This window comes from Clostridium sp. UBA4548 (assembly GCF_002387895.1).
Classification (GTDB): domain Bacteria; phylum Bacillota; class Clostridia; order Clostridiales; family Clostridiaceae; genus Clostridium_J.
Window position 1 is genome coordinate 176,764 of sequence record NZ_DGLI01000021.1, and the last position, 14,194, is coordinate 190,957.

Annotated in this window: 14 protein-coding genes; 12 read left to right on the forward strand and 2 right to left on the reverse strand. The window is 32.6% G+C overall.

Translation table 11 applies throughout. From position 1 onward, the window contains the following. Positions 1-423: 423 nt before the first annotated feature. The 9 genes from B3040_RS07280 to B3040_RS07320 all read left to right on the forward strand — a co-directional run bounded on the left by B3040_RS07280 (position 424) and on the right by B3040_RS07320 (position 8,251). Complete coding sequence (locus B3040_RS07280; RefSeq protein WP_291571706.1) at positions 424-1,275, forward strand: Rossmann-like and DUF2520 domain-containing protein; 852 nt, start codon at positions 424-426, stop codon at positions 1,273-1,275. 5 nt (positions 1,276-1,280) lie between these two features. After that, complete coding sequence (gene panB, locus B3040_RS07285) at positions 1,281-2,108, forward strand: 3-methyl-2-oxobutanoate hydroxymethyltransferase (protein WP_291571708.1); 828 nt, start codon at positions 1,281-1,283, stop codon at positions 2,106-2,108. A gap of 16 nt (positions 2,109-2,124) precedes the next feature. Continuing rightward, positions 2,125-2,970 (forward strand): pantoate--beta-alanine ligase, encoded by an 846-nt coding sequence (gene panC, locus B3040_RS07290; protein ID WP_291571709.1) that lies wholly within the window; start codon positions 2,125-2,127, stop codon positions 2,968-2,970. 12 nt (positions 2,971-2,982) lie between these two features. Continuing rightward, on the forward strand, positions 2,983-3,366 hold the full coding sequence (gene panD / locus B3040_RS07295) for an aspartate 1-decarboxylase (RefSeq protein WP_291571711.1): 384 nt from the start codon (positions 2,983-2,985) through the stop codon (positions 3,364-3,366). A 212-nt stretch (positions 3,367-3,578) separates the two neighbouring features. Then, the gene (locus B3040_RS07300) at positions 3,579-4,424 is read left to right on the forward strand and encodes a class I SAM-dependent methyltransferase (protein ID WP_291571713.1); all 846 of its coding nucleotides are present in this window, start codon (positions 3,579-3,581) and stop codon (positions 4,422-4,424) included. Between the two features lie 174 nt (positions 4,425-4,598). Beyond that, entirely contained in the window at positions 4,599-5,867 is a 1,269-nt protein-coding gene (locus B3040_RS07305) for an MFS transporter (RefSeq protein ID WP_291571715.1), read from the forward strand. Positions 5,868-6,119: 252 nt separating this feature from the next. Beyond that, positions 6,120-6,572 carry a DUF2975 domain-containing protein gene (locus B3040_RS07310; RefSeq protein WP_291571717.1) on the forward strand — a complete coding sequence of 151 codons (453 nt, stop codon included), beginning with the start codon at positions 6,120-6,122 and terminating at the stop codon, positions 6,570-6,572. Positions 6,573-6,628: 56 nt separating this feature from the next. Then, positions 6,629-6,838, forward strand: coding sequence for a helix-turn-helix domain-containing protein (locus tag B3040_RS07315; RefSeq protein ID WP_017413346.1), 210 nt, complete (start codon positions 6,629-6,631; stop codon positions 6,836-6,838). A 66-nt stretch (positions 6,839-6,904) separates the two neighbouring features. Further along, positions 6,905-8,251 (forward strand): B12-binding domain-containing radical SAM protein, encoded by a 1,347-nt coding sequence (locus tag B3040_RS07320; RefSeq protein WP_291571723.1) that lies wholly within the window; start codon positions 6,905-6,907, stop codon positions 8,249-8,251. A gap of 309 nt (positions 8,252-8,560) precedes the next feature. Here the strand turns inward: B3040_RS07320 and B3040_RS07325 are convergent, their stop codons facing one another. After that, on the reverse strand, positions 8,561-9,910 hold the full coding sequence (locus B3040_RS07325; RefSeq protein ID WP_291571724.1) for a DUF4317 family protein: 1,350 nt from the start codon (positions 9,908-9,910) through the stop codon (positions 8,561-8,563). Between the two features lie 395 nt (positions 9,911-10,305). Here B3040_RS07325 and B3040_RS07330 point away from each other — a divergent pair, with 395 nt between their 5' ends. Both B3040_RS07330 and B3040_RS07335 read left to right on the forward strand, forming a co-directional pair. Further along, positions 10,306-11,496: an FMN-binding protein gene (locus tag B3040_RS07330; RefSeq protein ID WP_291571726.1), complete on the forward strand. Its 1,191-nt coding sequence runs from the start codon at positions 10,306-10,308 to the stop codon at positions 11,494-11,496. A gap of 120 nt (positions 11,497-11,616) precedes the next feature. Continuing rightward, positions 11,617-12,408, forward strand: a complete 792-nt coding sequence (locus B3040_RS07335) for a UPF0489 family protein (protein WP_291571728.1) — start codon at positions 11,617-11,619, stop codon at positions 12,406-12,408. A 226-nt stretch (positions 12,409-12,634) separates the two neighbouring features. Here the strand turns inward: B3040_RS07335 and B3040_RS07340 are convergent, their stop codons facing one another. Next, a complete protein-coding gene (locus B3040_RS07340; RefSeq protein ID WP_291571729.1) occupies positions 12,635-13,063 on the reverse strand; it encodes a pyridoxamine 5'-phosphate oxidase family protein in 429 nt (142 codons plus the stop codon). Between the two features lie 136 nt (positions 13,064-13,199). On the opposite strand from B3040_RS07340, the gene B3040_RS07345 reads away from it, so the two are divergent. Beyond that, positions 13,200-14,132, forward strand: a complete 933-nt coding sequence (locus B3040_RS07345) for a helix-turn-helix transcriptional regulator (RefSeq protein ID WP_291571731.1) — start codon at positions 13,200-13,202, stop codon at positions 14,130-14,132. Positions 14,133-14,194: the final 62 nt, after the last annotated feature.

The window sequence follows — 14,194 nt, forward strand, 5'->3', positions numbered from 1 at the left end:
TATATACTCATATAAATCTTGTTTCTTTTTATTGATAACCCCGTTGAGAGACTTGGAAGAAGTGCTATAAAATTATTTTTAAACATAATTTATCCATCCTCAATTAACAGTATAATACAATCAAATTTGCAAAGTTCCGAAATTGTTTCAAATAATCCTTGTGGATTCAGTGAAATATAATTCCTTTACACTATATAACAGTTATGTTAAATTTGTTCTATGGGTAGCATCGGAAGAGCTGCACCAGACTTTGAGTTTAAATATTTTAGGTATATATTTCATTTCAGGTATCATCATAACTTTAACGACACTTTGGAAGTGTAATTTTCCCATACTCATTAGTGATTAAACAAGTTTAAGGTGGAAATAAAATCTCCTTCCAAAATTGTTGAATAAAATGAACTTCGTCATTATTTAAAAGAGGTGATATCTATTAGAATTGGTTTTATTGGTGCTGGAAAGGTTGGTTTTTCCCTGGGCAAGTATTTTGCTGAGAAGGGATTAGAGGTTTCTGGATATTACAGTAAAAATCCGGATTCTTCAAAGGAAGCTTCAGTATTTGTAGGTACGAGGCATTTCTTAAATATAGGTGATTTAATAAATCATAGTGATATTTTATTTATAACTACACCTGACGATGAAATATATAACATTTGGTTAAAAATTAAAGAATTTAATATTCGGGGGAAGGCTATTTGTCATACCAGCGGTTCCCTTTCTTCAAACATTTTTTCTCATATTGAAAAGTCTGATGCATATGCTTATTCCATTCATCCCATATTTCCCGTTTCACATAAATATGAAAGTTATAAGTCTCTTAAGGAGGCTTGGTTCACAATTGAAGGTCATGAAAAATATATGAAGGAGCTTATAGGGATTTTTAAGTCTTTAGGAAACAATATCCTCCCTATAAAAACTCAGGACAAAGCTCTTTATCACTTAGCTTCTGTAACAGTAAGCAATATTTTTTGCGGGCTTATTAGTAGAGCCAGTGGATATTTAAAGGAGTACGGCTTTGAGGAAAAAGAGGCAATTGAGGCCTTATATCCTCTCATAAACTACAACATAAACAATATACGTAGTTTAGGTTTAACTGAAGCCTTAACAGGTCCTGTGGAAAGAGGAGACCTTAATACTATTAAAAACCACGTCAACTCAATGCCTGCAGAGCACGTAGGTACCTATAAGGATTTATCAAAGGAAATATTGAGCCTAGCTAAAGAAAAGAATCCAAACAGGGATTATGGTAAATTAGATGAATATTTGGGGGAATAGTTGATATGAAAAATACAGTGATGACTTTTAAAGAAGCAAAAACTAAAGGTGAAAAACTCACAATGCTTACAGCCTATGATTACTCAATGGCTAAGCTTATAGATGAATCAGAGGTAAATGGTATTCTCGTTGGTGATTCACTTGGAATGGTATGCCTTGGATATGAGGATACCTTAAGTGTTACTATGGAGGATATGATTCATCATACCAAGGCAGTAGCAAGAGGGGCAAAAAATGCTCTTATTGTTGGAGATATGCCCTTTATGTCTTACCAAACCTCTATTTATGATGCAGTGTGTAATGCAGGAAGACTTATAAAAGAAGGAAATGCAAATGCTGTTAAACTAGAAGGTGGGGCAGCTGTAGCTGAGCAGGTAAGTGCAATAGTTAAAGCTTCAATACCTGTAATGGGACATTTGGGTCTAACCCCTCAATCAGTGAATGCCTTTGGAGGTTTTAAGGTTCAAGGGAAAAGTGAGGATGCTGCTAGAAAACTTATTGAAGAGGCGCAGATATTAGAAGAGGCAGGGGCCTTTGCTATAGTATTAGAATGTGTTCCTGCTAAGCTTGCAGAACTTATTACAAGAAGAGTAAGCATACCCACAATAGGAATAGGAGCCGGAAAAGGTTGCGATGGTCAAATCCTTGTATATCAGGATATGCTTGGCATGTTTTCAGGCTTTAAGCCTAAATTTGTTAAGCAGTTCTCTGATGTAGGATATCATATGAGAGAAGCTTTTAAACAATATATTGAAGAAGTAAAAGCTGGGTCCTTTCCCGCAAAGGAGCATGAATTTAAAATAGATGAAGAAGTATTAGAAAAACTATATTAGTAAAGGGGATAAAACCATGAAGATAGTTCATAGTGTAAAAGAGGTTAGAGATATAGTTAAACAGTGGAGAAAACAAGGTCTTTCAGTAGGATTTGTTCCTACTATGGGGTATTTGCATGAAGGTCACGGTTCCTTGGTAGAAATGGCAAGTAAAGAAAATCACAAGGTAGTAGTAAGTATATTTGTAAATCCTATTCAATTTGGTCCAAAAGAAGACTTTTCAAGTTATCCAAGAGACCTAGAAAGAGATGGAAAAATTGTTGAAGCTGCTGGTGGAGATTTAATTTTTAATCCTTCTAATGAAGAAATGTATTTAGGGGATTTTTCAACCTATGTAGATATGAATGGAATAACTGAAGGGTTATGTGGCGCTAAAAGGCCAGGTCATTTTAGAGGAGTTTGCACCGTTGTAACAAAGTTGTTTAATATTGTATTGCCTGATAAAGCTTACTTTGGGGAAAAGGATGCACAGCAACTGGCTGTAATAAAGAGAGTGGTAAGAGACTTAGATATACCAGTAGAAATAGTGCCATGTCCTATAGTTAGAGAAATTGATGGCCTTGCTATGAGCTCAAGGAACACATATCTAAATACAGAAGAGAGAAAAGCAGCTCTTGTATTAAGTAAAAGCTTAAATAGTGCTAAAGAGGCTCTTTATAAAGGTGAGAGAAGTGGAGAAAAGATAAAAGCAATAATTATCGAAAGCCTTAGCACGGAACCTTTAGCAAGGATTGATTATGTTAATGTAGTTGATAGTTTATCTCTTGCGGAAGTAGCAACAATTGATAAAAGTGTGTTAGTAGCTATAGCTGTGTTTATAGGTAAAACTAGATTGATTGACAATTTTATCTTTGAAGTGTAAGGTAGATACATCATGATAATTAATATGTTGAAATCAAAGATTCATAGAGCAACAGTTACTCAGGCAGAATTAAATTATGTAGGAAGCATAACCATAGATAAAGATTTAATGGATGCAGCAGGAATTTTAGAATACGAGCAGGTCGCAATAGCAGACATAGATAATGGTGAAAGATTTGAGACTTATGTTATTGCAGGGGAAGCTGGAAGTGGAGTTATTTGCCTAAATGGGGCTGCAGCAAGATGCGTTCAAAAGGGAGATAAGATTATTATAATGTGTTACTGTGGGCTTCATAATGAGGAAGCAAAAACTCATAAACCTAAGGTTGTATTTGTTGATGAAAACAATGCAATATCTAAGGTAGGTAGTTACGAGAAACACGGGGAGATTTTATAGGAAAAGTAATAACCCTTTGATAAGGTATTTCAAAAATAAATAAGTCAGTATGCTTGTCTATTTTGACTTGTTATTTACTCTCAAATGCCTAAGGTAATAATTACAAGTGCAGGAGAAGGTTTATCCTAACCTAAATCTATAGTATAATATTTAAGGACAAGCTTTCGATTAATTAATTTATACTATAACAATTGGGTGAGGTATATAAACATATGACAATAGAATTAGAGAAATATTATAATAAGTTCTGTGAAGATAAAAGGTTAACAAGAAAATATGCACAAGTAGAGTTCTTAACTTCAATGAAATATATTCATCAGTATCTAGAAAATTATGACAACCCAAAAGTCTTAGATGTTGGGGCAGGTACAGGAAGGTATTCTGTACAATTAGCCAATGAAGGCTACGATGTTACAGCCATTGAACTTGTGAAGCATAATCTAGGAATTTTAAAATCAAAGGGAAGTGCAGTGAAAGCAATGCAAGGAACTGCCCTAGATTTATCAAGATTTGAGGAAAATTCTTTTAATATTACCTTAGTGTTTGGACCTATGTATCATTTGTACAAATTTGAGGACAAGGTGAAAGCTCTAGAAGAGGCTAAAAGAGTAACAAAGGTTGGTGGGATTATCTTAGTAGCTTATTGCATGAATGAATACAGCGTGTTAACTTATGGATTTAAGGAAAATAATATCCGTACATCTATTGAAAAAGGCAAACTAAGCAAAGATTTTCATGTTATATCAGAGCCAGAAGACTTATATGATTATGTAAGAATTGAAGATATTAATAAGATTAATGAAGAAGCTGAAATAGAAAGGTTAAAAATAATTGCAGTAGATGGACCAGCTAATTATATGCGCCCTATCATAAATGATATGGATGAAGAAACCTTTAAGCTTTTCCTTGAATACCATTTCTCCACTTGTGAAAGACCAGATTTATTAGGGGCTAGTGCTCACACTTTAGATATTTTGATAAAGAAAGAGGACAAAAGAGAAAAGGAAGAAACTTCATCTTTTGAAAGCTCAATTATAAATAAAAGTATTAATGATTAGTAGGCTGTGATTGCCAGAGTTATAAAGCCCAGGAAAATCTAACTTTTAGATTTTTCTGGGCTTTTAAGTTATTTGTTCATTGAAATTAATATATCCATTGCATTCATCAATACTTTGCATATATGATTATAAGAGCGGTATTAGTAAACAAAACTTATTTTGGGGGAATGTATAATGAAAATGGGAACGATTAAGAAGGGGAAAAAGGAAGTTACACTTTATTTTTTAATATTGGCGTTAACGGCTCTTGGCCTTGGACTTAGTGATGGGGTTTTTTCAAATTACTTTAAGGAAGCTTATAATGTAAATGCTTTTCAAAGAGGACTAATTGAATTTCCTAGAGAATTACCTGGAATAATTTCAATTGTAGTAATTTCATTACTGTCATTTTTAGGGGATGTGCGTATTGCAATCATTGCACAGCTGTTAAGTGCTATAGGACTTTTATTTTTGGGATTTTTAACTCCCCCTTTTGCAGTAATGTGTATATTTCTTTTCATCAATTCTATGGGGATGCATTTATTTTTCCCCTTATCTGATGGCATAGGAATGTCTCTTATAAAGGATGAAGAAGTAGGAAAGAGAATGGGTCGCTACAAGGGAGTTAGCACAGCTTTTAGTATGCTTGCTAGTGTTGCGGTATTTGTTGGGTTTAGGACTGGATTCTTTAGTTTAACAGCACCTGTAAAGATTATATTTCTTATTGCAGCAGTGATTTTTGTAGTAGTCTTTATATTGCTTCTTTATATGAACAAAATTGTAAAGGTTCCAATTAAGGAAGAAAGAAAACTAAAGTTTATATTTCGTAAGGAGTACAAATATTATTATATTTTAGCAATAATGACAGGAGTGCAAAAGCAGATAATGGCAGTTTATGGCCCTTGGGTACTTATTGATCTTTTAAGTAAGAAGGCTGATACTATTGCAATTTTGGGTATAATAGGATCCTTTATAGGTATATTTTTTATTCCTGCACTGGGGAGATGGCTTGACAGATATGGTATAAGAAAGATGCTTTATGTTGATGCCATATCCTTTATAGTGGTATATGTTGCCTATGGATTTTTAGCATCGGGATTTTCAACAGGAGTTCTTAGTAAGGTAGGTATACCTGTTATTTTAACCTTTGTATTAATTATACTTGATCGTATGTCTATGCAGATGAGTATGATAAAAACAATTTATCTTCGCTCTATAGCAGTGGACGAATCTGAAATTACGCCTACTTTGTCTTTTGGTATGAGTATGGATCATATTGTATCAATAATATGTGCATATATAGGAGGAATTATTTGGACTGCCTTTGGGCCTCAGTATATATTCTTTTTTGCAGCTGTAGCTTCTCTAGTTAACCTTGCTGTGGCAAAGGTAGCAGTAATAAACGAAGAAACAGGAGCAAAAATAGAAGTGAAAGTACAATCAGCCAATAGAAATTTAAGTTAGCAATTTTATAAAGGTGAATACAGATAGAGTTAAAAGAAGTTTTGTTGAAATGGAACAACATATTAATATTGAGATGATTTCTTATTAAAAGGAAGTCATCTTTTTTTAATTAACCTTATATAGCAAAAATCAATAAAAACTTATTGATAAACGATAAATGGTGTGATATTCTATATATAAATTAAAAGAAAAAGATTAATAGTAATACGAGATGCCACTTTATAATTATTAATCAAAAAAGAGGTGCTTTTTATGAAACGATATTCAACAATTTTCTTAAAGATAGTTGTTATTCTTATTGGGATTCCGGTTCTTGGGTTATGTATATTTTGGGTGCCTGGGTTTATAAACTATTTACATTTTTCTATTATAATGGGGGTTTATATAGCGGCAATAACCTATTTCTTTGCTCTTTATCAGGCTTTAAAACTTTTAAGCTATATTGATAAGAATAAAGCTTTCTCGGAATTATCTGTAAAGGCTTTAAAGAATATAAAATACTGTGCAAATACAATCAGCATTATATTTGCAGCACTTGCACCATTTTTATATCCTATAGCGGAAGCAGACGACGCCCCAGGGCTTGTAGGGTTTCCGATTATCATTATTTTTGCATCAGTTGTGATTGCAGTATTCGCTGCTGTTCTTCAAAGGCTTTTAAAAGAAGCTATTGATATTAAATCAGAAAATGATTTAACTGTGTAAGGCTAAACAATTAACAATTGTTTAAGGCAGAATTAGGAGTACAGGAGGGAAGCAGTATGGCAATTATAATTAATATTGATGTGATGCTAGCTAAAAGGAAAATGAGCGTCACAGAACTTACAGAAAAGGTTGGAATAACTATGGCAAATCTCTCTATATTAAAAAATGGAAAGGCTAAGGCCATTAGATTCTCAACTTTAGAGGCAATATGCAAAGCTTTGGACTGTCAGCCAGGCGATATTTTAGAATATAGAAATGACACATAAATCAGAGGGGAAAACTGAAAGCTAGTTAGTTAAAGGGTGAGTAAAGTTTATTTGGTGAGGTAATATATGAAGATTAAGTTAATTCAACCTGCAATGCTACCAAGGCCTATGGACACAAAGTTAAAAACAAGAATGTCTCCTTCCTTAGCTTTGTTAACAATAGCAAATCTTACACCTAAAGACCATGAAGTTATTATTGAGAATGAAAATATTGAAAGCATAAACTTTAATGAATCTGTGGATCTAGTAGCAATAACTGTTACTGTAGATGTTATGAATAGAGCAGTGGAGATAGCAAGGGAGTTTCAAAAACGAGGAATAACAGTAGTTGCTGGAGGCATACATATTACAGCGGATCCAGAGGGAACTTCTGATAGTTTCGATGTAATATGTGTTGGAATGGCTGAGAGAGTTTGGTGGAAAATACTTAAGGATAAAGAAAATAATTCACTTAAGAAGATATATTATGATATGGAAGGTATTTCTGGTGAGGAAATAATATCACCTAGTTATGGGAGTATTGATAATAAAAAGTACTTATATACTAATATAATTAGTACAAGCAGAGGATGTCCTTTTAAATGTGATTTTTGCTATAATAGTTGCAAAGATACACTTAAAACTTATATCAATAGACCCATAGAGGAGATAATTAAAGATATAAAGGCATTAAAAACAAGACATATAATGTTTATTGATGATAATTTTATTGGAAATCCTAAATGGACAAAAAAATTGCTGGAGGAAATAAAACCACTTAACCTAAAGTGGAATGCAGCGGTTACTTCTAATATAGTGGACATGCCGAAGTTATTAGATGAAATGAAGGATTCTGGTTGTCAAAGCCTATTTATAGGTTTTGAAAGTATAAATAGTAAATCCATAGATAGTGTCCATAAGGTGCAAAATAGTGTAAACAGATATGAAAAACTTGTAGGTGAAATTCATAAAAGGGGAATAATGATAAATGCAAGTTTTGTTTTTGGGTTAGATGAAGATGATGGCTCTGTGTTTAAGAATACATTAGAATGGATAGTTAAAAACAAGATAGAAACTGTAACGTCACATATCCTAACTCCATATCCTGGTACAAAGTTATACTCATCACTATTAGAGGAAAATAGAATTGTAGATTATAATTTATCAAATTATAACACTGCTCATGTGGTATATAAACCTAAGAATATCACAGCAGAGGAATTATATAATGGCTATCTATGGATATATAAAGAAGTATACACCTTTAAAAATATAATAAAGAGACTACCAAAAGCTAAAGAACAATGGATTCCCTTTCTAGCATTTAACTTATTTTATAGAAAGTTTGGAAAGCTCACCGAAGCAGTGTGCAATATAGTTTCTTTTAAAAATATAGGAAGATTTTTTAGGTGGTTAGCTTATTTTATAAAGTAGATGTGAAAATTTTGTGATACCATAAAACCCAGGAAAATCTAGCGATTAGATTTTCCTGGGTTATTTAAGTTTTTTCTTATTTAACCTAATGCACAAGAAGTTCCCTAACCTCTTAGCCTTCCTTGATCATGAAGTGAGAGCGTAGGTGAGTGGAGCATTTCATGAAAGCTTAATATAGATTTTAACCTAGGCTTTTAATAGAAATCTTACTTTTTTATTTTCAAAACACTTAATAAGACTAAAATAGCTTCCTTGAGATTTTTCAGGTTTTAGATAAGAACATTTGTAAGAATCCATGTGTCTTAAGGGCTAAAGTTCTGCAGTAATACCATTTACATTAGCTTGTTCATTATCTTCCACAGGAATAATAATACACTTTTTACCTTCGATTATTTCAGATCTTATTTGAGGTACTTTTTCAGGCTTTACCTTAAGTACAATATCATAGTTTTCAGCAGTAGTAGCAGTTTCTACTTCAGAGGCAGAGTCAGTGTTTTCTTCTGAGTTATCAGAAGAAGCTATTTCTAACAGTTCATCAGTGTCTGTTTCTAAAGCTGATTCCTTTTCTGAGTCTACCGCATTTTCTTGTTTTGTTTCCTCAAGTATTTCCTCAAGTATTTGTATTTTCTTATGAAGTTTTTCTTCTTTTTTTCTTTGTTCGTTAGCTGCAAGCACTTTTTTATCTATTAAATGCTCTACTACAGGAGGAGCATCACCAAATTCTTCTGTATAGGATTTTTCAATTTTTGCAGTGATTTCTTCAGAAAGCCCGCTTTCAATTAAAATATCCTGAATACTATCATTAGTCAAAATTATAGGCTCAGCATCTTTACCATTAATGGTATTATGCTCCTCCACTATATTATTAAGGGTTTCTTGAATTTCCATGAATAAACCTTCAGATTTATTTTCATCATCCCCAAGGGCTTCACGGATAATAGCAGTGAAGGCTTCCTTCTGCTCAGTAGCAGTTTGTTTTGAACTACAGCCTAAAGCTTTTTCCATTAATTCTGGATGGGGAGCTTTTGCGTTTTTTGTGTAGTACATAATAGAGTTAACATCAGTGCTCCGATCTGTGAAAGCTGGGAAGATAAAGCCTACTTCAGGTTGGCCAACTACCCAATCTCTAATTCTTGCACCAATTCGATTTTCATCTTCAAAGTATCCAAGACCTGGCTCAGTAAGAGATACTGGACATATTGCACATAATAGGTACTCATATACTTCTTCTGATTCATCTAATTTTGAATTATCCGTAGTTCTTGTAATAACATCATAAGCATCGTGAAAAATAAGTATTAGAAAATTGCCTGCATAGTCGTAACTGTCTATGATTAAATTATAAAAGTTATCAAGAAGTCCATCATTTTTTAGTTTACTATTTTTAAGTTCGAATAGAGAAAGTTGTCTACTATTTATATTTTCTTCATCAAGTGGAAAGTTAAGTTCTAAAAGATTATTACCCACAGTACCCGATAAGGTTTTTTTAGCAATCTCTAAATATTTAAAGAATTCTTCATCTCTTAAGTTTAAAAAAGTTTCTTTAATCCTTAATACAATGTTTTTCTCTCCGTCTACATAACAGCCACACATTTTAGTAAAGGTACATTCGGCTTTTTTAAAACGTCTTTTTAATTCTAGTATATCTTTCTTTTTCATAAGTCCCCCTTAAATTTCATGAGTTTACCAGAGAGAAAGAACTTCAACAGCAAGTAATTTATCGGAAGAAGTTGTTTCTCCAAAAATATGAATACTAATAAAAATCATTTTTTAAAATCTGAGTTACATAGCAAGTAGCTATTCTTCTAATAGTTAAATAGTGCCTCAGTAACTGAGAATAAATTATATCAAAGTATGATTATTTATGTATTTAAGCAAAAAATACATCACCTAATATAGTATAAAGTGCAATAAAAACCTCTGCAAGTGATTAAGGCATCTTCAAGAAATAAATTTGATTTTAGAATTTAAGCTTCATTTAAGAATGACCAAATATAATTATAACTGTAATAAGTTATTTACGTAATACTTAAAAGGAGCTGAAGGTAAATATTATGAAGAAGAAAGAACAAAACATTAGATATATACGTTATGCTGTACAAGCCTTAGGATTTTTAGCCACTATCCTAGGGTTACTTATCAACTATCCTATAGCAAATTCAATTTTATTGGGGATAACTTTAATCTTAGGACCTGTATTTTGTGGATGGATTTGCCCTTTTGGTACATTGCAGGATGTATTTGCAACCCTTGGACATAAGCTAGGAATAAAGAAGTATAAAATGCCAACAAAACTAAAAAAGATTTTCGTACCATTGAGATATATCCTATTATTTATCACAATACTAGTAAGTGCAGATTATATTTTTACCCTTATGACCTTAGATCCTCGCGGGAATTTTACTACTTTCTTAGGAGGTAATGCACTGACCATAATAGGGTGGAGTGTGATTTTTATATTCCTTGCTGCATCAATGGTGTTTGAAAGACCCTTCTGTAATTATTTTTGTATTGAAGGGGCAAAGTTAGGGGGATTCGGTACTCTAAGACCCCTAACTATTATAAGAAATGAAGAAACTTGTGTGGGGTGTAGTAAATGTAACGGTGTTTGTCCTATGAATATTGATGTAGCGTCTCATGGACAAGTGCGATCCTTACAATGTATAAACTGTATGGAGTGTGTAGCAGCCTGTCCTGTGAAAAACACTTTAAAGGTTGGTGTAATACCAGGTAAGAATATAACTAAGAAAGTAGTATTAGCCATTGCTGCCATGACTTTCTTGTTGGTGGTGTACACTGGAGTAAACTCAAATTCTATCATGGCTATGTTGGCAAGGGATAATTCAATTCCAGTTTCAACTGCCATAACTGGTGAAGCCGCTGCAGGCTATGGAGATGCAGCAGGTATAGCAGATGGAGTCTATGAGGGAACTGGTACAGGCTTTAGAGGACAGATCACAGTTGAAGTAACTGTGAAAAACCAGCAAATTACTCAGATAGAGGTAACAAAAAATAATGATGATGCTAAATGGTTTAATAGAGCTTACAGCATTGTAACTTCTAATATTATAAAAAATCAAAGTGCAGAGGTAGAGGTGGTGTCTGGAGCGACTTATTCTTCCATGGGTATAAAAGAAGGAGTAGCCAATGCTTTAATAAATGCAGGTGGTAAAAGTGTTAAGGCTATAGTTAATGATCTACCTAAAGAAGGTAAAGGACAGCATGGAAAAAGAAGAGAAAGATAATTTATATATGTGCTAATGCTGGAGTACTCCCTTACTAAAGAACCCTTTTCCTTTTATTAAGAATATGGTATCTTAGATATTATGAAAATTTAGGGGTGTTTTTTAAAGGAGTGCTTATAGTTGAAAACAGATAAAGTAACTGAGAAAGTAATAGGAGAAAAGAAAATTTATATTGTAGCTAATCATCATGAAGTTATAATTCCATGGTCAGAATACGCTTCTAACAATGAAACTGCGCCAGTATTATTAACTTTTGACCACCATATGGACACTCGTAGTGCATTTTGCAGGCATTCCCATAAGGTTGCTGGATTAGAGTGGAAAAAAGTAAGTGATGAATTGATAGCAGAAACAGATATAAATAAACCAAGTTCAATAAGTGCAGCATTAGAAAAACTTTGCAATGATGAACATATAGATTTTTCTTTGCAAACAGGGATGATATCAGAGGCAGTTGTGTTTAGTCTCCTCAGTGCAGGTATTTGTAGAGATTATGGCAATAGCAAGATATACTATATAGACCCCTGTTGCACCAGTAAGTGTGATAAAAGCTTACATGACGAGGAGTGTCAAATTCAGGTATATAATAAGGTAATAGAGGATGAGGAACTACTGTTTAAATTAAATCAGATGAATAAGTTTATACCTGATTTTTTTATGGAGAATAGAATAAATAAGAAGTTTATTTTAGACATTGATTTAGATTGTTTCCATACTAAAAAAGCTATCAATCCTGTAGATATGTGTGTTTTTAACTATTTAATAAATAATGCAGAAATAATTACTATAGCAACAGAAGGGGATTATGTTGAATTAGAAAAAAAGGACAATGACATAAATGAGAAGTATCTTTTGGAAAAGTTGTTAGTGCATATAGAAAATGCTAGCAAGTCTAAGGTGGCAGATAATTAGCCTAGGTAAATTATTTTGTTATAACAAACGTAGTTTGTTCACAAAGACACCTTTGTTTAGTTTAAAGCTACTTCCAAAGTTGCATTAAATAATGAACTTGTTCATTATTCAATGAATAATAGAATGAGAATCCTTAATTAAAGGATTCTCATTCTATTATTTTTGTAATTAAAGTTTAATTATAAGAAATCTTTGAATTTATGGCACCTAAATTAAGGCAGGACTTTTATAAATTTATTTTACCACCCTTGCCAAGGTCTAAAACTACAGAGGCTTCATTAAAGCTAATCTCATAAACATCTAACATTTCCCCTGCCTGTGCTATTAGCATTTCATAGCTTGGAAGTTTTTTTATAAATTCAGCTTTTAAATCAAAGATTGTCAAATCGCTTTTTTTAACTGTAGCATTCTTAACTCTAATATGTTCACTGTTTTCAATTGAAGCGGGAACTGTTGTAAAGGCTACTACATTGTTTTGTGAAAGTTCTAAGGTCTTTGGATTACCTCTAAAAGATGAAAAATAGATAACACCTTTATTTTCAGGATTATTACAAAAGTTTACCACTCTAACATTAGGTACATTACCTACACAAGTTGCTAAAGCAATTCTATTAGTTTCATCTATAACTCTGTTGAATTCTTTTATTAATTCCATTTTTTATTCTCCTTTTATAAGTTATTTCATTAGTACTAAGGCTCCTTGCTTAATACAAACTTATTCTAACATAGAACCTTGACAACAGTATGTCATATTTATATGATAAGTAAAAAAGAAAAAGGATTGATGAAATTTGAAAATAGATAGGCTAATCTCCATTATTATGGTATTGCTCCAACGTAAAAAAATTAGTGCAACTAAGCTTGCTGAAATGTTTGAAGTTAGTCCCAGAACTATATATAGAGATATAGAAACCATAAATTCTGCAGGAATACCAATAATTACTTATCCTGGGATTAATGGTGGCATTGGAATTATGGAAGAATATAAAATTGATAAGAAGCTTTTTACCACCTCAGATATCGAAACACTTTTAATTGGTCTTGGAAGCATCTCTAATGCAATAACTAACGATGAAATAATTAATACTCTTGCAAAAGTAAAGGGGTTAGTTCCAGATGAGCAGATTAGAGATATTGAATTAAAATCAAGCCAAATTACTATCGACCTTACGCCATGGATAGGAAATAAGAACCTGCAGCCAAATCTTGAAAAAATTAAAAAAGCATTGAATGATAAAAAAGTCTTATCCTTTGAATATTCAAAGAGTAGCGGTAAAAGAAGTAATCGAAGGATTGAACCTTATAGGCTGGTATTAAAAGAATCACATTGGTACTTACAAGGGTACTGTGATTTAAGACAGGATTTCCGTACTTTTAAACTATCTCGTATTTCAACACTTGAAATTCTTGAAGACACATTTATTCCCCGAGAATTTCATGCCAAAACATTAGGTTCATGGGGCTATATAGAAAAAAATATTATAACCATTAAACTTATAGTCCATGAATCCCTGATAGAGAAAATGGTGGAACACTGCGGAGAAGAAAACATCCAGCCCTATGAAGATAATAAATTCATTGTTAATTTTCCATTTATAGAAGATGATTTTGGATATAACCTTTTGCTTAGTTTTGGGGATAAATGTGAATGTTTGGAACCGGCGCGAGTGCGACAGGAGGTTATTAGTAGAATTAAAAACTTCCTAAAGGTTTATAACTACTAAAAGCTTCTAGGTAACTCTCTAAGATAAAATATAAGGTAAGCTCTAAATTTGATTCCCTATAA

Coding starts and splice junctions, on each gene's coding strand:
- B3040_RS07325 (WP_291571724.1), bottom strand. CDS start 9,910: ATGAAAAAGAAAGATATACTAGAATTAAAAAGACGTTTTAAAAAAGCC.
- B3040_RS07340 (WP_291571729.1), bottom strand. CDS start 13,063: ATGGAATTAATAAAAGAATTCAACAGAGTTATAGATGAAACTAATAGA.
- panB (WP_291571708.1), top strand. CDS start 1,281: ATGAAAAATACAGTGATGACTTTTAAAGAAGCAAAAACTAAAGGTGAA.
- B3040_RS07320 (WP_291571723.1), top strand. CDS start 6,905: ATGAAGATTAAGTTAATTCAACCTGCAATGCTACCAAGGCCTATGGAC.
- B3040_RS07330 (WP_291571726.1), top strand. CDS start 10,306: ATGAAGAAGAAAGAACAAAACATTAGATATATACGTTATGCTGTACAA.
- B3040_RS07300 (WP_291571713.1), top strand. CDS start 3,579: ATGACAATAGAATTAGAGAAATATTATAATAAGTTCTGTGAAGATAAA.
- B3040_RS07315 (WP_017413346.1), top strand. CDS start 6,629: ATGGCAATTATAATTAATATTGATGTGATGCTAGCTAAAAGGAAAATG.
- panC (WP_291571709.1), top strand. CDS start 2,125: ATGAAGATAGTTCATAGTGTAAAAGAGGTTAGAGATATAGTTAAACAG.
- B3040_RS07305 (WP_291571715.1), top strand. CDS start 4,599: ATGAAAATGGGAACGATTAAGAAGGGGAAAAAGGAAGTTACACTTTAT.
- B3040_RS07310 (WP_291571717.1), top strand. CDS start 6,120: ATGAAACGATATTCAACAATTTTCTTAAAGATAGTTGTTATTCTTATT.
- panD (WP_291571711.1), top strand. CDS start 2,983: ATGATAATTAATATGTTGAAATCAAAGATTCATAGAGCAACAGTTACT.